The sequence below is a fragment of the Citricoccus sp. NPDC055426 genome (assembly GCF_040677445.1).
GTDB lineage: Bacteria > Actinomycetota > Actinomycetes > Actinomycetales > Micrococcaceae > Citricoccus.
Genome location: NZ_JBFARZ010000003.1, coordinates 125,396 through 146,029, shown reverse-complemented (window position 1 = coordinate 146,029; position 20,634 = coordinate 125,396). Strand labels below are relative to the sequence as shown.

Below are 20,634 nucleotides of genomic sequence, written 5' to 3'. Positions count from 1 at the left end.
CGGGAAGCCGTCCGGGCCGTGGCCCGGGGCGATGGCGGCCCGCCCTCCGGGTGCCGCCCCGCCTCGCCGTGGACGAGGCGGATCGGCACGGGGCGGTGGCTGAACCGTGATCAGTCGGGATCAGGCATATACGTCCTGCAGCGGTGCGGACCGCAGCGCGGCTCGTGTGGTTTCCGTGGCGGCCAGGTCCAAGGCCGGTTCGCCGTCCTTGCCGGTGATGATCACGCCGTAGTCCCGCTCGGCCGCCTCGCGCGTGGTGAAGCCGTCGCAGACGTCCTCCAGCACCTTGGACGGATCGCGCTTGACAGGGTCGCCGAACCCTCCGCCGCTCGGAACGGTGATGGCGATCGAATCACCGGCCTTGAGCTGCCAGCCGGTGACCTTGGAGGGCCAGGACTCCTCGCCCTCGCGGCCCGGATTCTTCACGAGCGAGGCATTGAGGCCGTCGTGGCCGCCGTCGAAGCCCCAGGGGACGTCCGAATCGTGGCGCTCGCCCTCGCACGTGATGATGGTGTCCGTCAGGAAGGTGTTCTCCCGGACGATGCCGATGCCGCCGCGGAACTCGCCGGCCGCGGCGGGCTCATCGCGCAGCTCGTAACGATCGGTCCGCATCGGGAACCGCCACTCCAGCTCCTCGATCGGGTTGTTCCGGGTGTTGGCGATGAGGTTGTCCACCGAGTCTGGGCCGTCACTTCTGGAGCGGGCACCATAGGAGCCCTCGTTCACCTCGAGATAGACCCAGTACTCGCCGGCGTTCTCGTCCCATCCCGAGTAGGACATGAAATGGATGTGGGCCGAGTTGCCGGCCGTCACCCGCTCCGGGATCACTGGAGCCAGGGCCCGCAGGGCCAGGTCCACGGCACGCTGGACCTGCGAGAAGCGGGAGAACGTGGCGGCCGGGTAGGTCGGATTGAAGATCGTGCCCTCGGGGGCGATGACCTTCAGGGGTTTGAGCATCCCCTCGTTCTGCGGCACGAAGACCGGGAAGGCAACCTCGTCCAGGAAGATCATGCGGGTGATGAACGTGAAGGCTGAGACCGTAGTGCCCTCGAAGGCGCAGTTGTAGGCGGTGGGAACCTGCTGGGAGGATCCGGTGAGGTCATAGGTGATCTCGTCGCCCTCCACGATGACCTTGACCGCGATCGGCAGCTTCGTGCCGTAATTTCGGCCGTCGTCGTCCAGGTAGCCGACTTCGGTCTCGTAGACACCGTCCGGGATCTTGGCGATCTCCTGGCGTAGCATCCGCTCGGAGTAGTCGATCCAGGACTGGCCGGAATCCCGCACCGCGCCGATCCCATACCGGTCCACGAGGGCCAGGTACCGGGACTTGGCGAGTTCGCAGGCGGCGATCATGGCCTGGAAATCGCCCTCATTGGAGGTGGGCGTGCGGGTGTTGTTGAGGATGTGCCGGATCAGCGACTCCTGACGCACGCCCTTCTCGTAGACCTTGACGGCGCGGAAGATGGTGCCCTCGGACTGGACGTCCTGGATGTCCACCATCAGGCCGGAGAAGGCGCCGCCGTTGTCGATCAACTGCCCGGACGCGCCCGCGAAGCCGACGAGCTCGCCGGAGTGGAAGATCGGCTCGATGATCGCCACGTCGGGGGAGTGGGTGGCCCCCAGGTACGGATCGTTGTGCAGGATGACATCCCCCTCGTGGATGCCCTCGCCCAGCACGGACATCACTCCCTTGACGATCTTGGGCATGGAGCCCATGAACATGGGGGTGGAGTCCGACTCGGCCAGCACGTTGCCGTCCTTGTCGAACAGGCCGGCGCCGAGGTCCTCGGACTCGCGGATGATCGAGGAGTAGGACATCCGGAACAGGACGGAGGCCATCTCCTTGGCAGCGGAGTTCAGGGCACCGCCGATCACGCGCATGAGGATCGGGGTGGCCAGCTTCTCGGCCGTCTCCACGGCCGACGGGCAGGTGATGACAATGTTGCCGGCCTCGTCCACCACTCCTGAGAATCCCGGAGGGACCACGGTGGTGGTGTCGTACTGCTCGATGACGGCCGGGCCCTCGAAAGCGGTGCCGACGCCCATCCTGTCCCGGTCGTAGAAGTGGGTGTCCACGGAGGTGGGCTTGCCGTCCACGTCGAAGACGACCTTGCGCGTCTCGAGCAGCGCCTCGGCAAGGTCGGCGCCCTGGGCGGGCGCCGGCGTCGGGAGCTCGTCCATGAGACCGGAAGCCTCCACGCGGATGTTGATGATCTCCACCGTGCCGTCCTTGAAACGGTGTCCATACTCCTCGAAGTGCGCCTCGTGGAAGGCCTCCTCGGCGCGGGCCAGCCAGGCGGCGTCCACCGGCCCCTCGGGGACATCGAAGCGGATCTCGTATCCCTGGCCCTCATAGCGGGCATCGGCGAGCCAGTCGATCTTGCGGCGATCCGCCGCGAAGCCCTCAACGTCCAGCTGCTTGACGGCTTGGGCCTCGAGGCCCTCGTAGGACGCCTGGATGGCGGCTGGGTCGGCCTCGGTGAAGCGGAAGCGCTGGGTCGCCACGAACTCGTACTGCTCGTCGGTGGCCAACAGGCCGGTGGCGGCGATGATGCCGGGGTGGGCAGGGACCAGCACGTGGGGGACCTCGAGCTCGGCGGCGATCTCGCAGGCGAACAGGGCGCCGGCGCCGCCGGCTGCCACCAGGGTGAAGTCACGCGGATCGTAGCCGCGGCGCACCGAGTTCTGTTCGATGGCCTGGGTCATGCCGAACTTCTGGATCTGCAGGGCGCCGAGGGCGGCCTCCTCCACGGACATGTTCAACTGTTCCGCGAGCGTGCCCATGGCCGCATGCGCCGCCTTGAAGTCCAGGTCGATCCCGGAGCCGGCCAGTAGCCGGTCCGGCCGCATGCGTCCGAGCAGGGCTTGGGCGTCCGTGGAGGTCGGCTCGGTGCCGCCCTTGCCGTAGCAGACCGGTCCGGGCGTGGCGCCGGCCGACTGCGGTCCCACGCGGAAGACACCACCGGCATCCACGTAGGCGATGGAGCCGCCGCCAGCGCCGATGGTGTCCACGTCCACCATGGGCACCATGGCCTGGTGGTCGCCGATCTTGGTGTCCAGCAGGTGGCGCATGCGCAGTTCGCCCTGGTAGGCGACCCCGATGTCCGCGGAGGTGCCGCCGATGTCCAGGGTCACCACGTTGCCGAATCCAGACTGCTTGCCGGCCCAGACACCGCCGATCAGGCCGCCGACCGGTCCGGACATCATCAGGGTGACGGGCCGCTTGGCGGCTTCCTTGATGGGGACCATGCCGCCCGAGGACTGCATGAGAAGGATCTCCTTGCCGTAGCCCATCGCCACGGCCTCGGTCTGCAGACGGTCCAGGTAGCGGGAGACACGCGGACCCACGAAGGCATTGAGCGCGGTGGTGGAGAAGCGCTCGTACTCGCGGTAGAGGGGAACGATGTCACTGGAGAGCGAGAGGAAGGCCTCGGGAAACTCTTCGGTGACGATCTGACCGATGCGCCGCTCGTGTTCCGGATTGAGGTAGGAGTGCAGCAGACAGACGGCGATGGCCTCGACGCCGGCCGCCTTCAGTTCGCGCACGCGCTCGCGGACCTCGTCCTCGTCCAGGGGGACGAGCACCTCGCCCTTCGGGGCGGTGATGCGTTCCTTGACGGTCAACCGGTGGCGGCGCTTCACCAGCGGCTTGGTCTGCCAGGGCAGGTCCTGTTGAAGCGAGAAGTTATGCGGCTTCTTGTGGCGCGCGATGTGCAGGATGTCCCGGAAACCCTCGGTGGTGATCATCCCGACCTCGGCTCCGGTATGCGTCAGTGCCGTGTTGGTGGCCACGGTTGTCCCGTGGACCACCTGGTCGACCTCGGCCAGGGAGATCCCCGCCTTCTCGCAGAGCTTCTTGATGCCCAGTACCACCGCCTCGGAGGGGTCGTGGGGGGTTGAGGGGACTTTCTCCACAACGGCGATGCGCTGTGCATCGTCCGAGAAATACAGGTCGGTGAACGTACCGCCGACGTCTACTCCGATGCGCTTCATGATGGGTCCTTTCGATGGGACGTGTTCAGAACTGGAGTGGATGGAAGAGGGGCTGGGGTGAGGGGGCCATGAGTACTGCCCCACGGGGTGCCGCGGTTCGTTGGGCCGGGCCTCGTCCCCGGAACTCCGCCGTGACAACCGTCACAGCTGGTTGCGTGCTGAGCAATCTAGTTCTCTGGCAAGCAACGCGCAATAGTTTGAGCGCGACATTCTTGAACTGCGGACCGCAGGGCCTTGCCGTTGCTGTTGGTGTGGGCCACGGAAGGTTCTGCGGATTGATGTTGTCTTCACTCCAACAAGAGTCCTCTCACTGCAACACGGGCGCAATCACCGGGGCGTTAATTCTGTGTTTCAGGCAGAAGATGCCCCTTGCCCCTGGGGTGGCGAGCTCGCTGCGCACTGCCGGAGGTTGGCCCGAATGCGGACCGGATCTCCTCTGGCGCCGGAAAGTTTCGTGCGCTACAGTGCCAATCACAGCAACTCAGTTGCTCAACCAGCAACACATGAATTTCGAGAATGGAGAGAGCCATGACCGTGACGTCCAATGACATCGAGGCCCGCCTTGCAGCAGTGCTGGAGGAGGCGTTCGAAGCCGGCCGGGGGATCTACGACGAGCGCGGCTTCACGCGTCGGATCGGCTACGGCAACCGCCCCGCCGTCATCCACATCGACCTGGCGAACGCCTGGACCCGCTCGGGCCACCCCTTCAGCTGCCCGGGGATGGAGGAGATCATCCCGAACGTCCAGCGGATCAACGAGGCCGCGCGAGCCAAGGGAGTCCCGGTCTTCTACACCACGAACGTCTACCGCAACCGCGACGCCACCTCTGGCACCAACGACATGGGCCTGTGGTACTCGAAGATCCCCACCGAGACCCTTCCGGCGGATTCCTACTGGGCACAGATCGATGACCGCATCGCGCCCGCACACGGCGAGGTCGTGATCGAGAAGAACCGCGCCTCGGCGTTCCCCGGGACGAACCTCGAGCTCTTCCTGACCTCCAACCGCATCGACACGTTGATCGTGACCGGTGCTACTGCGGCCGGCTGTGTGCGCCACACCGTTGAGGACGCGATCGCGAAGGGCTTCCGTCCGATCATCCCCCGGGAGACCATCGGCGACCGTGTCCCGGGCGTCGTGCAGTGGAACCTCTACGACATCGACAACAAGTTCGGCGACGTGGAGCCCACGGATTCGGTGGTGGAGTACCTGAACAAACTCCCGCAGTTCGAGGACACGGTCCCGAAGACTCTCTCGGACCCCCAGCCCGAGGTCCAGGCCCCCGCGGACCCGGCCTGAGCCCTTGTCCTGCCGGTGCCCTGGGCCCGGCCCCGTCCCGGTCAGGCAGCAGTCCGGCACCCTCAGCGGGTGCCGGGCTGCCGCAGTCCGGTGAGGACATGCAGGTCCCGCGGGCGCAGGCCGGCGGCATCCATCCCCCGCCGGAAGGCCGGAATCCCGGCCGCCGCTAGCATGGGGGCACGACCGCCGGCGTCACGTCATCCGCCCGGCCGGGCGTCGACCATCAGCCGAGAGGAATGACATGCCGGACACCGCACCGGACCCCGCGCCGGCCGCGGAGAAGCCGCAGGGAGCCGCGGCCTCACTGCTCAACGGACTGTCCGTGCTGGAGGCGTTCTCCGCCACCACCCGACCACTGCTCGGCGTCACCGAGATCTCCGAGATCGTCGGACTGCACAAGAGCACCGTGTCCCGCATGCTCGCCGGGCTCACCGAGGCCGGCTACGTCCAGCGCGATCTGGACTCGGGGAGGTATCGGCTGGGACTGGGCCTGATCGGCCTCGCCGGCCCGTTGTTGTCCGAGTTGGACGTCCGCCGGGCGGCGCTGCCACACCTCGAGGAACTGACGCAGTCCACGGGGGAGACTGCGGCCCTGGCCGTGTGGAACGGGTCCGCGGCGATCGTGGTGGAGCAGGTGGCCAGTCCGCACCAGGTCAAGCACAGTGCGACCATCGGCACCCGGTACGCCAAGTTCGCGAGCTCCTCGGTGCGGGTATTCCTCGCTGAACTTCCGGCATCCGAGGTGGACCGACTGCTGCGCAGCGGGGCCGTGGAGCGGGAGGGCTACTCCGGTCCGGGGGATGACCCGGTCTTCCGCCACCTCGACATCGTCCGCGAGGCGGGTGAGGCGGTCAATGACGGCGAGACCACCTTCGAGGAGTACGGCGTCTCCGTCCCGGTGCGGGACTACCGCGGCAAGATCGTCGGGTGCATCACCGTCAGTGCCCCGCGGTCCCGGGTCCAGTACCGGGGCAATCAGGCCGACCTGGCCGCCGCGGTCCGGCGGGCCGCCGCTACCGTGTGCGCCCGCCTGGGCTGGGCCCCCGAGGCGGAGGGCCCGGAGTAGTAGGCGGGCGGGGCAGGGACTCTCGATCCCGGACGGCCCCTGAAGGGTCAGGACCCCCGAGCGACCAACGCCTTCTGATAGGTGCCGAAGCCGGAGAAGTCCGCCGCGCCGGGTGGGCCCCAGACCACCAGCAGCCGAAGTTCGTCCGGCCCGGGGTTGGCGACCCCGCGACGGGCGGCGGGTGGGCACAGCGCCGAGTCTCCGGGGTGGAGGATGTGGAGGGTTCCGTCGAGGTGCATCTCCGCCTCGCCGGACAGGACGAGGTAGAACTCCTCCAGCTCCTGACCCCCGCGGTCGTGGGCGTGCGTTCCCTCGCTGGCTCCCGGCTCCAGGACCCACGTCTGGACCGCCACCGGCATTTCCATCTCACCGGCGAAGTGGAATTGGATCGTGGTGCGACCGGAACCACCGTGGAGGGTGTGGTCGAAGGTGCCGGCCCCGACCCGCTCGATGTCCGCCCCGGAGCTCATGGGAGGGCGGCTCCCAGGCGCAGGGAGATGCGCCGGGCGGTGTCTCGGCACGCGGCGGCCAGCGAGGGGATCTGCTCGTCCGGCACCCGGTAGTGCGGGGCTGCCAGCAGCACGGCGGCCACCACCTGACCGCGGTGGTCCGTCACGGGTGCGGAGATGCCCACCTCATCCGGCGAGGTCTCGCCGAGGTTCACGGCGTGGCCCAGCTCCCGGACGGCGGCGAGTCGTGCCAGGAAGTCATCCGGATCCGTGGGGACGTCGAAACGGATCCGCCCGGAGTCCACGAGGCCACGGACGTGCTCCGGGGGCTCGTGCGCCAGGAAGACCTGGACGCTCGCACTCAGCCCGGTGGCGTAGCGGCTGCCCAGCACGGAGGTGTGCTTGACCTGCTGCCGGCTGGGGACCTGCTCCACCGTCACCGCGGCGGTGCCGTCCCAGATGCTCAGGGCCGCCGTCTCGGCGGTCTCCGCGGAGAGCTCTCGCAGATCGTCCATGGCCACGCGGCGCACGTCCAGGTTGGCCAGCAGGGGACCCGCCACGGCGATCAGGCCCAGGCCGAGGCGGTACCTGCGCGAGGCCTCCTCCCGTTCCACGACCTGTTCCTGCTCGAGCGTGGCCAGGATCCGGGACACGCTGGACTTGTGCAGTCCCACCCGGGCCGCGATCTCCGTGACGCCCAGGACCGGCTCGTCCACGGTGAAGCAACGGATGACCTGCAGGACGTTGACGATCACGGAGGCGCCGCGCGCTCCACCGGTGCCCCGCTCGCCCACGGCGTCATCGGACGCCGGAGCGGAACCGGTGGGGCCGGCGTCGTGCCCGGTGTTGCTGGTGCTCATGGTGGATCCTCCCGGAACTCGGTGCTGGGGCTGCGCCCCGTCCCCAGAATGCCATGGCCTGAGGCCCCGGAAGGGGACCTCAGGCCATGGCCGGAAGCGGCGCCCGTCAGGCGTCGATGATGTTGTTCTCGGGGCCGAAGCCGAACTTGGTGATGTTCTCGACACCGCCGTCCTCGCCGATCACGAGGATGTCATGCTCGCGGTAGCCGCCGGCGCCGGGCTCCCCGTCCATGACGGTGATCATCGGCTCCATGGAGACCACCATGCCCGGTTCCAGCACGGTGTCGATGTCCTCGCGCAGTTCCAGGCCGGCCTCTCGCCCGTAGTAGTGGGAGAGCACGCCGAAGGAGTGGCCGTAGCCGAAGGTGCGGTTGGGCAGCAGGCCGTGGCCGATGTAGATCTCGTTCAGCGCATGCGCGATGTCCTTGCAGACCGCACCGGGCTTGATCAGCTCGAGGCCGGCGCGGTGGACCTCCACGTTGACGTTCCACAGCTCGAGGCTGCGCTCGTCCGGCTGGCCGAGGAACAGCGTGCGTTCCAGGGCGGTGTAGTAGCCGGAGGTCATGGGGAAGCAGTTCAGGGACAGGATGTCCCCGCGCTGCAGCTGGCGGGTGGTGGCCCAGTTGTGGGCGCCGTCCGTGTTGATGCCGGACTGGAACCAGACCCAGGTGTCCCGGACCTCGCGGTGCGGGAAGGTCCTGGCGATCTCATGCACCATCGCCTCGGTGCCGATCAGGGCGACCTCGTACTCGGTGATGCCCTCACGGATGGCGGCCTTGATGGCCTCGCCGCCCAGGTCACCGATGCGGGCGCCGTGCTTGATGACCTCGATCTCCTCCGGGGACTTGATCATGCGCTGGCGCATGGCGTCCTGGGAGACGTCCAGCAGCTCGGCGCCACCGAAGGCGTCCTGGATGCGCTGGCGGGTCAGGCCCGGCAGGAAGTCATCCTCGACGCCGATCCGGGAGGCCTTCACGCCGTCCCGCCTCAGGGCCTCCTGCAGGCCGTAGTAGAAGTTGTCCCGCTTCCAGTCCGTGTACACGATGTTCTCGCCGTAGCTGGTGCGCCAGGGCATGCCCGCGTCGATGTTCGCTGTCACGGTGGTCGAGTTGGTGGCGGTCACCACCAGCGCGTAGTTGCGACCGAAGGTGGTGTAGAGGAAGTCGGAGTAGTACTTGATGCCGTGGTAGCTCGTCAGGATGACGGCGTCCAGGGACTTCTCGGCCATGATCCGGCGCAGGCCGGTCAGGCGCCGTTCGAACTCGGCGTCCGAGAAGGTCAGCTGCTGCTTGGAACCGTTGTGCAGGGTCTTCAGGCGCTCAAGGTCCGAAACGGAGTTCGCGGTGGACGTCATGGGGATCTCCTCGTTCTAAGTTGCATTGATTGCAACGGGGTTGCATTGATTGTGACCCTGTGGTGCGCGTCACGTCAAGGGGTTGACGCGCCATTCAGGTGGTTGGTTTCAGGTGGTGGGGGTGGGTAGGCCGAGCTCGGCCGTCAGGTCGGCCGAGAGGTCGGCGACGACCTGCTCGAACATGAGCTGGCCCTTGCCGGCGTCAGAGCCGGTAGGCGCGGACAGGCAGCCGGTCTCGGGGGTGCGGCCCGCCACCACGGGGAGCCGGTCGAAGCGCGGCAGGGCGGCCGGCGGGTGGTCCACGGCGCGATCGAGCTGCACCAGTCCGGGTTCCAGGTGGAGCATGAGCGAGGTCTCCAAGACGCCGCCGTGCTCGATGTCCCAGCCGGGGAATCCGTCCGGGTAGACGGCCTCGAGGGTCTGCTCGGAGACGTAGTCCCAATAGGAGAGGAGCACCACGCCGGGCCCGTCCTCCGCGGACAGCCCGAGGTCCCCGAGGGCCAGGTCGACCCCCTCGTAGAGGAACTGGTAGTTCTCATAGTGCCCGTTGAGCAGGGCCACGTGCTGGACGCCCTGGGCCAACAGGCTGGTCACCACGCACCGGGTGACCCCGATGAGGGTGGCGGCGTCCAGGCTGACCGTGCCGGGCAGGTGGTTTCCGCCGCCGGACTTCTGCTGGGACTTGTAGCCGTAGGTCAGGGGCTGCGCCACCCGGGCCCCGGTCCGCCGGGCCACGGCCTCGGCGATCGCGGTGGACAGCAGGGCGTCCGTGCCCAGGGGCAGGTGGGGGCCGTGCTGTTCGAGGGCGCCCACCGGGACCAGCGCCGTGGCCCGGCCGGTGGCCACCCAGTCGCGGTAGGTGAAGGCGTCCGTGTGGGAGAGCCGGACCTCGGATTGCGGCTGCGGTGTCTTCTCGGTCATGAGATGTCCTGCGGATCCACGTAGGTGCCGGGCCCCACGCCGAGGCGCGGATCGTGGCGCGGGATGCCGTCCTCGTCGCACAGCGCGTCCTCCGCGCGGGGCTCAGGATCGTTGATGTCCTTCTCGAGCTGGCGGGTGGCCGCGGTGCGGGACCGCAGCCGCCGGATCAGGTTGATGATCATCAGTACGATCACGAAGGAGAACGGGAAGCCTCCGATGATGGTCCCGGTCTGGACCGTGTCCACGGCGTTGACCCCGCCGATGGACAGCAGCACCAGGGCGACGGTGGCGATGGAGGCCACCAGGACCACGCGGAACCAGGGGCCCGACTTCTTCGGGGCCGAGACGAACTCTGCGAGGGCGTAGGTCCCGGAGTCCAGGGACGTGATGTAGTACGTGGCCACCAGGACGGTCGCAACGATGACCAGCAGCGTGCCGATCCACGGGACCATCTCCAGCATGGAGAACAGGGCGGAGGAGGTGTCCGCCGCGGCGTCCGCGGAGATCTGCCCCGACTCGTTGTCGTAGTGGATGCCCGCGGAGCCGATGACGGCCACCCAGACCATGACGATCAGGGACGGGATGATGGTCACGCCCAGGACGAACTCGCGGATGGTGCGGCCGCGGGAGATCCGGGCGATGAATCCGGCCACGAAGGGCGAGAAGGCGATGACCCAGCACCAGATGAAGACCGTCCACCAGCCGCTCCAGCTGTCCTGCCAGTCGGCCAGCGGAGCGCCCGTGCCCTCCGCCTCCGCCCAGAAGCTCATCGGGATGAAGTGCTGGAAGAAGGAGCCGAAGGTCTGGGTCATGTTGGAGAGGATGTAGACCGTGGGACCGAAGACGAACACGGCGACGACCAGCACGATGCTCAGGATGGAGTTGGTCTCGCTGATGCGCTTCATGCCCTTGTTGACGCCGAGGAAGGCGGAGACGGCCGTGAGTAGGCCCAGCGCGATGATGACGATCGCCCACACCAGGGGGCTGGCCTCGAAGGGCAAGGCGTTGACGGCTCCGGAGGTGAACTGCATCGCCGCGAAGCCGAAGGAGGTGGCCAGGCCGAGCACGGTGGCGATGATGGCCAGCAGTTCGACCACGACGCCGGCCGGACGCTGGGCGCGCTTCGGCAGGATGTCCACGGTCGCCTCGCGGAACGTGAGGGTCTTGCCGAGGTTGTGGTGGGAGTAGGCCAGGCAGACGGCGACCACGCAGTACATGGCCCAGGCGGTCAGGCCCCAATGGAAGTACGTCCAGACCAGTCCGCCCTCGCCCGGATTGGCACCCGTGGGGATGACGGGGGTCTCCTCGCGCAGCATGATCGGCTCGGCCAGCGACCAGAAGATCAGGCCGATGCCCTGGCCGCAGGCGAAGAGCATGGAGTACCAGGCGAAGTTGCTGTGTTCCGGCCGGGCCTTGGGTCCGCCGAGGCGCACCTTGCCGACCCGGCTGATGCACAGCCAGGCGCAGACGCCGACGGCGATGAGGGAGTAGGCCACGAACCACCAGGTGAATCCGCCGGTGACGAAGGTCCGCAGCCGCCCGATGAGGGCGGCGGCGCCCTCCGGGTTGACCGTCACGGCCACCACGGCGGCGATGATCAGGACGGGCGGCAGGACCATGATGATGGTCCGGTCCAGGGTGGGGATGATGCGGCCGCGGAACCGCGGCAGGGTGACGGTCCGGGTGTTCGCTGCGGCCGGGCTGTCCTCGGTGGCCGTGGCCGGGCCCGCCAGGGTGGTGGTACCGACGGCGTCCGTCTCGTGATTCTCAGGGGTGGGCATGTCGACGTCCTCCAGGGGGCGCAGTCGCTGACTGTCCGCAGTTTGTTGCACTAAAGGCAACGCGGTTGCGCTAAAGAATGACAGTGGCTCAGGTCACAGTCAAGCCCTGGGCGGGATGAGCCTCAGATGGCGCCGCGGACCGCCGCGTCGAAGTGGCGGACGTGTTCGGCGGCGATGGATTCCGCCCGGTCCTGGTCGCCGTCCAGGATGGCGTCGAGCAGGCCGAGGTGCTCCCGGATATGGCCGGCCACGTCCGGGAGGCGGTCCACCACCACGCACCAGATCCGGGTGGCGAGGTTGTCCAGGCGGATCAGCGACTCCTCGAGGTGGTGGTTCCCGGCGGTGCGGTAGATCAGCCGGTGTACGGCCAGGTCCAGGGCCATGACGTCCCGCCAGGGGGAGTCCTGCGAGAGTCGGTCGATGCCCTCCCGGGCCTGCAGCAGCGCGGCCCGGGTGTCCGGGTCCACGTTGCCGGCCGCCTTGCGGGCGGCGAGCGGCTCGAGGAGCTGGCGCACCTCGGAGACGGTGGCCAGCTCGGTGATGTCCACGCGGGTGGCGAACGTCCCTCGGCGGGGGTAGGAGACCACCAGGTGGTCCGTCTCCAGGCGCTTCATGGCCTCCCGCAGCGGGGTGCGGCCGTATCCGAGTTCGGTCACCAGCTGCCCCTCGTGCAGGGGCTCGCCCGGGGCGATGTCCAGCATGATCAGCCGGTCGCGGAGGGCGCGGTAGGCCTGTTCGGCGAGTGAGAGTCCCTGGGTGGCGTCTGGGGTGGCGTCTGGGGTGACGTCCCGGTCGGCGTCCTGGTGGCCGCGATCCGTGGCGGTGGTCATGGTGTCCTTCGGGGGGTGTTGACGGGTTGTGATCCTCATCATACTCTTGGTCGCAGCTTGATATATCAGTTGTCTTTCAGCTTCGCCCCAGGAGGCATCGTGACCCAGACCCGTGAGTCTGCCCAGACCGTACCCGCCGAACTGACCGCTTCCCTGGCGGAACTGGACCCGGAGATCGCCGGCCACATCGACGCCGAGCTGCACCGCCAGCGCGGAGGCCTCGAGATGATCGCCTCGGAGAACCACACCGCCGCCGCCGTCATGCAGGCCCAGGGCTCCGTGCTGACCAACAAGTACGCCGAGGGCTACCCCGGCCGGCGCTACTACGGCGGCTGCGAGCACGTGGACGCCGTGGAGACCCTCGCCATCGAGCGGGTCAAGGAGCTCTTCGGCTCCGCCTACGCCAACGTCCAGCCCCACTCGGGCGCCCAGGCCAACGCCTCCGTCATGCACGCGCTGATCCGCCCCGGGGACACCGTGCTCGGCCTGAACCTGGCGCACGGCGGCCACCTCACCCATGGGATGAAGATCAACTTCTCCGGCCGGCTGTACAACATCGTGGCGTACGGCGTGGACGAGGCCACGCACCAGGTGGACATGGACGAGGTCGCCCGCCTGGCCCGTCAGAGCAAGCCGCAGCTCATCATCGCCGGCTGGTCCGCCTACCCCCGCCAGCTCGACTTCGCCCGCTTCCGCGAGATCGCCGACGAGGTGGGCGCCTACCTGATGGTGGACATGGCCCACTTCGCCGGCCTCGTGGCGACCGGGCTGCACCCCTCGCCGGTGCCGCACGCCCATGTGGTCACCTCCACCACCCACAAGACCCTGGCCGGCCCGCGCGGCGGCATCATCCTGACCAACGACGGCGACATCGCCAAGAAGGTCAACTCCGCCGTCTTCCCGGGCCAGCAGGGCGGGCCGCTCGAGCACGTGATCGCCGGCAAGGCCGTGGCCTTCAGGATCGCCGCCTCGGACGGCTTCAAGGACCGTCAGGAGCGCACCCTGGCGGGCGCCCGGATCCTGGCCGAACGGCTCACCCGCCCGGACGTGGCCGAGCACGGGGTCACCGTGCTGACCGGTGGCACGGACGTGCACCTGGTCCTCGTGGACCTGCGGGACTCCGCGCTGGACGGGCAGCAGGGCGAGGACCTGCTCGCCGCCGTGGACATCACCATCAACCGCAACGCCGTGCCGTTCGACCCGCGCCCGCCGATGGTCACCTCGGGGCTGCGCATCGGCACCCCGGCGCTGGCCACCCGCGGCTTCGGGGAGGAGGCCTTCCGCGAGGTCGCTGACATCATCGCCGAGACGCTGATAGCCGGCGCCTCCGCGGAGAAGGCCGGGGCCGGCGTCGTGCCCCAGGTCCCGACCGAGACCCTCGCCGGACTGCGCGAGCGCGCCCGCGCGCTGGCCGCCGCCCACCCGCTCTACCCCGACCTGACCCCGCACTCCACCCAGATGGGAGCCTGACATGGCCGATCTGCTGCCCGAGCACCCGGATTTCCTGTGGCGCAACCCGGACCCCAAGCCGAGCTATGACGCCGTGATCGTCGGCGGCGGCGGCCACGGACTGGCGACCGCCTACTACCTGGCCAAGAACCACGGCCTGACGAACATCGCCATCCTCGAGCGGGGCTGGCTGGCCGGCGGCAACATGGCCCGCAACACCACGATCATCCGCTCGAACTACCTCTGGGACGAGTCCGCCGGGATCTACGAGCACTCCCTCAAGCTGTGGGAGGGGCTGCCGGAGGAGCTGGAGTACGACTTCCTGTTCTCCCAGCGCGGTGTGATGAACCTGGCCCACACCCTGCAGGACGTGCGTGAGTCCCAGCGCCGCGTCAACGCCAACGTGCTCAACGGCGTGGACGCCGAGTGGCTGGACCCCCAGCAGGTCAAGGAACTGTGCCCGATCATCAACATCGGCGACGACATCCGCTACCCGGTCATGGGCGCCACCTATCAGCCTCGCGCCGGGATCGCCAAGCACGACCACGTGGCCTGGGCCTTCGCCCGCAAGTGCGACGAGATGGGCGTGGACATCATCCAGAACTGCGAGGTCACCGGTTTCGTCAAGGACGGCAACCGGGTGGTGGGCGTGGAGACCTCCCGCGGCCGCATCAACGCCGGCAAGGTGGCGCTGGCGGCCGCCGGGCACTCCTCGGTGCTCGCCGACCTGGCCGGGTTCCGGCTGCCGATCCAGTCGCATCCCCTGCAGGCGCTGGTCTCCGAGCTCTTCGAGCCGGTGCACCCCACCGTGGTGATGTCCAACCACGTCCACGTCTACGTCTCCCAGGCACACAAGGGCGAGCTGGTCATGGGCGCGGGGCTCGACGCCTACAACGGCTACGGGCAGCGCGGCGCCTTCCACGTGGTCGAGGAGCAGCTGGCCGCCGCGGTCGAGCTGTTCCCGATCTTCTCCCGGGCGCACCTGCTGCGCACCTGGGGAGGGATCGTGGACACCACCTTCGACGCCTCGCCCATCATCTCCACCACGCCGATCGACGAGCTCTACGTCAACTGCGGCTGGGGCACGGGTGGCTTCAAAGGCACCCCGGCCTCCGGGTACACCTTCGCCCACACCATCGCCACCGGTGAGGCCCACCCGCTGAACGCCCCGTTCGCGCTGGACCGCTTCGAGACCGGACATCTCATCGACGAGCACGGCGCCGCCGCCGTGGCCCACTAGGAAGGTACAGGCAGGAGAGAACCATGCTGCTGATCGACTGCCCGCACTGCGGGCCGCGCAACGAGACCGAATTCCACTACGGGGGCCAGGCCCACATCGCCTACCCCGAGGACCCCCACTCCCTGGACGACCGGGGCTGGGCCGAGTACCTGTTCTACCGGGACAACCCCAAGGGGATGTTCGCCGAGCGCTGGCAACACGGCGGCGGCTGCCGCAAGTGGTTCAACGCCCTGCGGGACACCCGCAGCTACGAGTTCGCGGCCACGTATCCGGCCGGCACGCCCCGCCCCGACGCCGAGGAGCTGCCGGACCCGGGACACGGCAACTCCACCCGGACCACCCCGTCCAGCGCCACCAACCCTTCCACCGACCACGGAGGCCACCAGTGAGCACCGCCAACACCTCCCCGTCCCGCCGGATGGAGGCCACCCGGGCCCCCGGCCACGGGATCGACCGCAGCCGCGAGATCGCCTTCACGGTGGACGGCGCCGACTACGCCGGCCACCCCGGGGACACCCTGGCCAGCGCCCTCGTGGCCGCCGGCCGCCTGGACTGCGGGCCCTCCCTCTACCTCGGCCGCCCCCGCGGGATCCTCTCCGCCGGGGTGGAGGAGGCCAACGCCCTGGTCACCGTGGCCGCCCGCTTCGCCGGCCACGTGGACGAGTCCATGCTCCCGGCCACCACGGTCGGCCTGACCGAGGGGATGCGCGCCGGCTACCTCTCCGGGCTCGGCGTGCTGGACCCGGCCCGGGACGAGGCCGTCTACGACCACAAGTACGTGCACACCGACGTGCTCGTGGTCGGCGCGGGACCGGCCGGACTGGCCGCCGCCCGCGAGGCCGCGAAGTCCGGTGCCCGCACCATGCTCATGGACGACCAGCCGGCCGCCGGCGGCTCGCTGCTCTCCGGCCGTGCCGGTGACGGCGAGGACACCATCGACGAGATGGACGCCCGCGACTGGGCCGCCGCCACCCTGACACGACTCGCCGGCTCCGAGGACTTCACCTACCTGCCCCGCACCACCGCCTTCGGCAGCTACGACGAGAACTTCGTGGTGGCCGTCGAGCACCGCACGGACCACCTGCCGCCGCGCGAACGGCCCGGGGTGTCCCGCCAGCGGATCTGGCACGTGCGCGCCAGCCAGGTGGTGCTGGCCACCGGCACCCACGAGCGCCCGATCGTGTTCGCCAACAACGACCGTCCCGGCATCATGCTGGCCGGGGCCGTGCGCAGCTACCTGAACCGGTACGCCGCGCTTGCCGGCGAGCGGATCGCGGTGGCCACCACCAACGACTCGGCCTACGCTCTGGTCGCCGACCTGCACGCCGCCGGCGTCACCGTGGTGGCCGTCGTCGACTCCCGGCCGGAGGCCTCCGCCACCGCGCTGGAGGTCCTCGAGGACACGGGCGTGCGCGGCGTCTTCGGTGCCGCCGTGGCGGACACCGCGGGCGACGGGCCGGCCGGGCGGATCAGCGGCATCACCGTCAGTTCCCTGGACGGGGCCGGTGCCCTGACGGGGGAGCCGGAGCTGCTGGACGTGGACCTGCTCGCCGTCTCGGGTGGCCACTCACCGGTGGTGCACCTGCACAGCCAGCGCCAGGGCGCGCTGCGCTGGGACGAGGGGATCGCCGCGTTCGTGCCGTCGGCCGCCGTGAAGAACCAGCAGACGGTGGGCGCCATGACCGGAGCCGGGACCCTGCGTGAGGCCCTCGTGCAGGGGGCCGAGGCGGGCCACCGGGCGGCCCGGTCCACCGGGTCCACCGCCCCGCTGCTGGTCCCGGACGCTCCGGCCCCCGCGATCGCACCGGGTGCCATCCGGCCGCTGTGGCTGGTGCCGGGGCTGGCCGGCGAGCCGGTGGACTGGGACACCCACTTCGTGGACCTGCAGCGGGACCAGACCGTGGCCGATGTCCTGCGGGCCACCGGGGCCGGGATGCGCTCGGTGGAGCACGTCAAGCGCTACACCTCCATCTCCACCGCCAACGACCAGGGCAAGACCTCCGGCGTCAACGCCATCGGCGTGATCGCTGCGGCCCTGAACGAGGGCGACCTCGGCGAGATCGGCACCACCACCTTCCGTGCCCCGTTCACCCCGGTCGCCTTCGCCGCGGTGGCCGGCCGCCGCCGCGGGACGCTCTTCGACCCCGCCCGCGTCACCTCGATCCACCCGTGGCACGAGGCGCAGGGCGCCCTGTTCGAGGACGTGGGCCAATGGAAGCGCCCCTGGTACTACCCGCACCCCGGGGAGGACCTGGACGCCGCCGTGCTGCGCGAGTGCGCCGCCGTGCGCGACTCCGTGGGTTTCATGGACGCCTCCACCCTCGGCAAGATCGAGATCCGCGGCTCTGATGCGGCGGAGTTCCTCAACCGCATCTACACCAACGCCTTCCTCAAGCTGAAGGTCGGGATGGGCCGCTACGGGCTGATGTGCTCCGCGGACGGCATGCTCTTCGACGATGGCGTGACCATGCGCCTGGCGGAGGACCGGTTCTTCATGACCACCACCACCGGCGGGGCCGCGAAGGTCCTCGACTGGCTGGAGGAGTGGCACCAGACGGAGTGGCCGGGGCTGGACGTGGTGTTCACCTCGGTGACCGAGCAGTGGAACACGATCGCCGTCGTCGGACCGAAGTCCCGCGCGGTGGTGGCGAAGCTGGCCCCGGAGCTGGACGTCTCCAATGAGGCCTTCCCGTTCATGGCCTTCCGCGAGACCACGCTGGCCAACGGGACCCGGGCCCGGATCTGCCGGATCTCCTTCTCCGGCGAGCTCGCCTTCGAGATCAACGTGGAGGCCTTCTCCGGGCTGTCCACGTGGGAGGCCGTGGCGGAGGCCGGCGCCGAGTTCGGGATCACGCCGTACGGCACCGAGACCATGCACGTGCTGCGCGCCGAGAAGGGCTTCATCATCATCGGCCAGGACACGGACGGCACGGTGACCCCGCAGGACGCCGGGATGGACTGGGCGGTGTCCAAGAAGAAGGACTTCGTGGGCAACCGCTCCTTCTCCCGGGCCCACACGGCCCGCGAGGACCGCCGCCACCTGGTCGGCGTGCTCCCCGTGGACCGCGCCACCCGCCTGGCGGAGGGAGCCCAGCTCATCACCGCCGGGACCCCCGTGACGCCCGACGCCGGCCCGGTCCCGATGATCGGCCACGTCACCTCCTCCTACAACTCGCCCGCGCTGGGCCGGACCTTCGGCCTGGCCTTGGTGGACAACGGCCGGAACCGCATCGGCGAGATCGTCCACTCTCCGGTGGGTGACTCGCTGGTCGAGGTCCAGATCGCCTCGCCCAACCTCTACGACCCCGAAGGGACCCGCCGTGATGGCTGAGAACCTGATGACCCGTACGCTCCGAACGAGCCCAGCAGCCCACCTGGCCGATGTCATGGAGGCGGCCACCGTGACGGGAACCCGCGCGGTGTCCCTGCGCGAGATCGCCTTCGCGGTGCAGATCGGGCTCCGAGCCGAGCCCGGCAGCCCCTCCGCCCAGGCGCTCGAAAGCACCCTCGGTCTGACCCTGCCGGCCGGGCACGGTCAGACCACCGGGGACGCGGCCGGCCAGCATGTGCTGTGGCTGTCCCCGGACGAGTTCCTGGCCGTGGACGTCTCCCGCGAGCAGTCCACGGGGGACGCGGACGCCCTCGAGGCGGCCCTCGAGGGCCTGCCCGGCCAGGCGTTGGACCTCTCCGCGAACCGCACCATCCTCGTGCTCGCCGGCCCCTCGGCCCGGGAGGTCCTCGAGAAGGGGTGCCAGGCGGACCTGCACCCGCGGTCCTTCCCCGTCGGACACGGGATCGTGACCTCGGTGGGCCCCGCCCCGGTGCTGCTGCACCGTTCCGGCGAACAGGAATACCGCCTCTATCCCCGTGCATCCTTCGCCGAGTTCCTCGTACGCTGGTTGGTGGACTCCATGCAGGAGTTCCGTCAGGAGGACGTGCTGTGACCTTGAGCGTGCTGGACCTGTTCTCGATCGGCTTGGGGCCGTCGTCGTCCCACACCGTGGGGCCCATGCGGGCCGCCCGCCTCTTCTCCCGGTCCCTGGCCGAATCCGGCAGGCTGGGGGAGGTGGCACGGGTCAAGGCCGTGCTGTTCGGATCGCTCGGCGCCACCGGCCAGGGGCACGGCTCGGACGACGCCGTGATCCTCGGTCTGACCGGTCTCGAGCCCGAGATGGTGGGTGCGGACGAGGCCCCCGTGGCGGTGGCGGAGGCCGTGGGCTCCGGGCGGCTGAGACTGGACGGCACGCATGAGGTTGCCTTCTCCATGGGTGAGGACGTGGTGCTCAACGGCTGGGAGTCGTTGCCCGGCCACCCCAACGGGATGCGGCTGACCGCTTACTCCTCCGAGGAGGCCGCCGCGGCGGCTGGGACCGGAGCCGAGGACGGAGCCGAGGGGGCCGGCGTCGTGATGTCCCAGGAGTACTACTCCGTGGGCGGCGGCTTCGTGGTCACGGCGGAGGACCTGGCGAATCCGGCCGACGCCGAGCCGGAGGTCCCCGAACCGTACCCGTTCGCCAGCGGGGACGAGCTGCTGCAGCGGTGCCGCGAGTCCGGGCTGTCCATCGCGCAGGTCATGCATGCCAACGAGCTCACCCGGCACACGGACGAGGAGATCCGCAGCTCGCTGCTGCAGGTGTGGGCCGTCATGCAGGAGTGCGTGGAGAACGGCTGTACGCGGACCGAGGAGGTCCTGCCCGGAGGGCTCGAGGCCAAGCGGCGGGCCCCCGGGCTGCGGCGGCGGCTGCGCGAGCAGGAGTCGACGGGGGACACCAAGGACACCCTGTGGGCCATGGAATGGGTCAACCTCTTCGCCCTGGCCGTCAACGAGGAGAACGCCTCCGGGGGCCGCGTGGTCACCGCCCCCACCAACGGGGCGGCCGGCATCATCCCCGCCGTGCTGCACTACTTCGACATGTTCCGCGAGTGCGACGACGAGAAGGTGGTTGAGTTCCTGCTGACCGCCGGTGCCGTCGGGACGCTGTTCAAGCGCAACGCCTCGATCTCCGGGGCGGAGGTCGGCTGCCAGGGCGAGGTGGGCTCGGCCTGCTCCATGGCCGCCGGCGCGCTGTGCGCCGTGCTGGGCGGCACGCCGGAACAGGTGGAGAACGCCGCCGAGATCGGCCTGGAACACAATCTCGGGCTGACCTGTGACCCGATCGCCGGCCTTGTGCAGATCCCCTGCATCGAGCGCAACGCGATCGCCTCCGTCAAGGCCATCAACGCCGCCCGGCTGGCCCTGGCAGGGGACGGCACCCACCGGGTGTCCCTCGACGAGTGCATCACCACCATGCGGGACACTGGCCGGGACATGATGTCCAAGTACAAGGAGACGTCCCGCGGCGGGCTGGCCGTGAATGTGGCGGTGAACATCCCGGAGTGCTGAGGCGGTTTT

The 20,634-nt window shown here is 69.4% G+C and carries 15 protein-coding genes; 8 read left to right on the top strand and 7 right to left on the bottom strand.

The features are described 5' to 3' along the window. Positions 1-120 precede the first annotated feature (120 nt). The gene (locus AB0K08_RS06440) at positions 121-3,993 is read right to left on the bottom strand and encodes a hydantoinase B/oxoprolinase family protein (RefSeq protein ID WP_363352703.1); all 3,873 of its coding nucleotides are present in this window, start codon (positions 3,991-3,993) and stop codon (positions 121-123) included. 528 nt (positions 3,994-4,521) lie between these two features. Here AB0K08_RS06440 and AB0K08_RS06435 point away from each other — a divergent pair. Further along, positions 4,522-5,292 carry an N-carbamoylsarcosine amidohydrolase gene (locus AB0K08_RS06435; protein ID WP_363352702.1) on the top strand — a complete coding sequence of 257 codons (771 nt, stop codon included), beginning with the start codon at positions 4,522-4,524 and terminating at the stop codon, positions 5,290-5,292. A gap of 241 nt (positions 5,293-5,533) precedes the next feature. Further along, a complete protein-coding gene (locus tag AB0K08_RS06430) occupies positions 5,534-6,358 on the top strand; it encodes an IclR family transcriptional regulator (RefSeq protein WP_363352701.1) in 825 nt (274 codons plus the stop codon). Between the two features lie 47 nt (positions 6,359-6,405). Here the strand turns inward: AB0K08_RS06430 and AB0K08_RS06425 are convergent, their stop codons facing one another. From AB0K08_RS06425 to AB0K08_RS06400, 6 genes are all read right to left on the bottom strand, one after another. After that, positions 6,406-6,828, bottom strand: a complete 423-nt coding sequence (locus AB0K08_RS06425; RefSeq protein WP_363352700.1) for a cupin domain-containing protein — start codon at positions 6,826-6,828, stop codon at positions 6,406-6,408. Beyond that, the gene (locus tag AB0K08_RS06420) at positions 6,825-7,667 is read right to left on the bottom strand and encodes an IclR family transcriptional regulator (RefSeq protein ID WP_363352699.1); all 843 of its coding nucleotides are present in this window, start codon (positions 7,665-7,667) and stop codon (positions 6,825-6,827) included. Before AB0K08_RS06420 ends, AB0K08_RS06425 begins: the two co-directional genes overlap by 4 nt. Positions 7,668-7,773: 106 nt before the next feature. Beyond that, a complete protein-coding gene (locus AB0K08_RS06415) occupies positions 7,774-9,021 on the bottom strand; it encodes an aminopeptidase P family protein (RefSeq protein WP_363352698.1) in 1,248 nt (415 codons plus the stop codon). A 108-nt stretch (positions 9,022-9,129) separates the two neighbouring features. Continuing rightward, the gene (locus AB0K08_RS06410; protein ID WP_363352697.1) at positions 9,130-9,942 is read right to left on the bottom strand and encodes a creatininase; all 813 of its coding nucleotides are present in this window, start codon (positions 9,940-9,942) and stop codon (positions 9,130-9,132) included. Next, complete coding sequence (locus tag AB0K08_RS06405) at positions 9,939-11,723, bottom strand: BCCT family transporter (protein WP_363352696.1); 1,785 nt, start codon at positions 11,721-11,723, stop codon at positions 9,939-9,941. The genes AB0K08_RS06410 and AB0K08_RS06405 overlap by 4 nt, the downstream gene beginning before the upstream one ends. A 122-nt stretch (positions 11,724-11,845) precedes the next feature. Beyond that, a complete protein-coding gene (locus tag AB0K08_RS06400) occupies positions 11,846-12,553 on the bottom strand; it encodes a GntR family transcriptional regulator (protein WP_363352695.1) in 708 nt (235 codons plus the stop codon). Positions 12,554-12,652: 99 nt separating this feature from the next. On the opposite strand from AB0K08_RS06400, the gene glyA reads away from it, so the two are divergent. Genes glyA through AB0K08_RS06370 form a run of 6 tightly spaced genes read left to right on the top strand, consistent with a single transcriptional unit; the run spans position 12,653 to position 20,625 of the window. Further along, complete coding sequence (gene glyA, locus AB0K08_RS06395) at positions 12,653-14,023, top strand: serine hydroxymethyltransferase (RefSeq protein ID WP_363352694.1); 1,371 nt, start codon at positions 12,653-12,655, stop codon at positions 14,021-14,023. Between the two features lies 1 nt (position 14,024). Next, positions 14,025-15,242: a sarcosine oxidase subunit beta family protein gene (locus tag AB0K08_RS06390; RefSeq protein WP_363352693.1), complete on the top strand. Its 1,218-nt coding sequence runs from the start codon at positions 14,025-14,027 to the stop codon at positions 15,240-15,242. Between the two features lie 23 nt (positions 15,243-15,265). Then, on the top strand, positions 15,266-15,631 hold the full coding sequence (locus AB0K08_RS06385) for a sarcosine oxidase subunit delta (RefSeq protein WP_363352692.1): 366 nt from the start codon (positions 15,266-15,268) through the stop codon (positions 15,629-15,631). Positions 15,632-15,660: 29 nt separating this feature from the next. Further along, positions 15,661-18,573 carry a 2Fe-2S iron-sulfur cluster-binding protein gene (locus AB0K08_RS06380; protein WP_363353107.1) on the top strand — a complete coding sequence of 971 codons (2,913 nt, stop codon included), beginning with the start codon at positions 15,661-15,663 and terminating at the stop codon, positions 18,571-18,573. Continuing rightward, positions 18,566-19,186 carry a sarcosine oxidase subunit gamma family protein gene (gene soxG / locus AB0K08_RS06375; protein WP_363352691.1) on the top strand — a complete coding sequence of 207 codons (621 nt, stop codon included), beginning with the start codon at positions 18,566-18,568 and terminating at the stop codon, positions 19,184-19,186. Before AB0K08_RS06380 ends, soxG begins: the two co-directional genes overlap by 8 nt. Further along, entirely contained in the window at positions 19,183-20,625 is a 1,443-nt protein-coding gene (locus AB0K08_RS06370) for an L-serine ammonia-lyase (RefSeq protein ID WP_363352690.1), read from the top strand. The genes soxG and AB0K08_RS06370 overlap by 4 nt, the downstream gene beginning before the upstream one ends. The last annotated feature ends 9 nt before the right edge of the window (positions 20,626-20,634 follow it).

Excerpts from the sequence above, each read along its gene's own strand:
- AB0K08_RS06440 (WP_363352703.1), bottom strand. The coding sequence starts at position 3,993 with ATGAAGCGCATCGGAGTAGACGTCGGCGGTACGTTCACCGACCTGTAT.
- AB0K08_RS06435 (WP_363352702.1), top strand. The coding sequence starts at position 4,522 with ATGACCGTGACGTCCAATGACATCGAGGCCCGCCTTGCAGCAGTGCTG.
- AB0K08_RS06430 (WP_363352701.1), top strand. The coding sequence starts at position 5,534 with ATGCCGGACACCGCACCGGACCCCGCGCCGGCCGCGGAGAAGCCGCAG.
- AB0K08_RS06425 (WP_363352700.1), bottom strand. The coding sequence starts at position 6,828 with ATGAGCTCCGGGGCGGACATCGAGCGGGTCGGGGCCGGCACCTTCGAC.
- AB0K08_RS06420 (WP_363352699.1), bottom strand. The coding sequence starts at position 7,667 with ATGAGCACCAGCAACACCGGGCACGACGCCGGCCCCACCGGTTCCGCT.
- AB0K08_RS06415 (WP_363352698.1), bottom strand. The coding sequence starts at position 9,021 with ATGACGTCCACCGCGAACTCCGTTTCGGACCTTGAGCGCCTGAAGACC.
- AB0K08_RS06410 (WP_363352697.1), bottom strand. The coding sequence starts at position 9,942 with ATGACCGAGAAGACACCGCAGCCGCAATCCGAGGTCCGGCTCTCCCAC.
- AB0K08_RS06405 (WP_363352696.1), bottom strand. The coding sequence starts at position 11,723 with ATGCCCACCCCTGAGAATCACGAGACGGACGCCGTCGGTACCACCACC.
- AB0K08_RS06400 (WP_363352695.1), bottom strand. The coding sequence starts at position 12,553 with ATGACCACCGCCACGGATCGCGGCCACCAGGACGCCGACCGGGACGTC.
- AB0K08_RS06390 (WP_363352693.1), top strand. The coding sequence starts at position 14,025 with ATGGCCGATCTGCTGCCCGAGCACCCGGATTTCCTGTGGCGCAACCCG.
- AB0K08_RS06385 (WP_363352692.1), top strand. The coding sequence starts at position 15,266 with ATGCTGCTGATCGACTGCCCGCACTGCGGGCCGCGCAACGAGACCGAA.
- AB0K08_RS06380 (WP_363353107.1), top strand. The coding sequence starts at position 15,661 with ATGGAGGCCACCCGGGCCCCCGGCCACGGGATCGACCGCAGCCGCGAG.
- soxG (WP_363352691.1), top strand. The coding sequence starts at position 18,566 with ATGGCTGAGAACCTGATGACCCGTACGCTCCGAACGAGCCCAGCAGCC.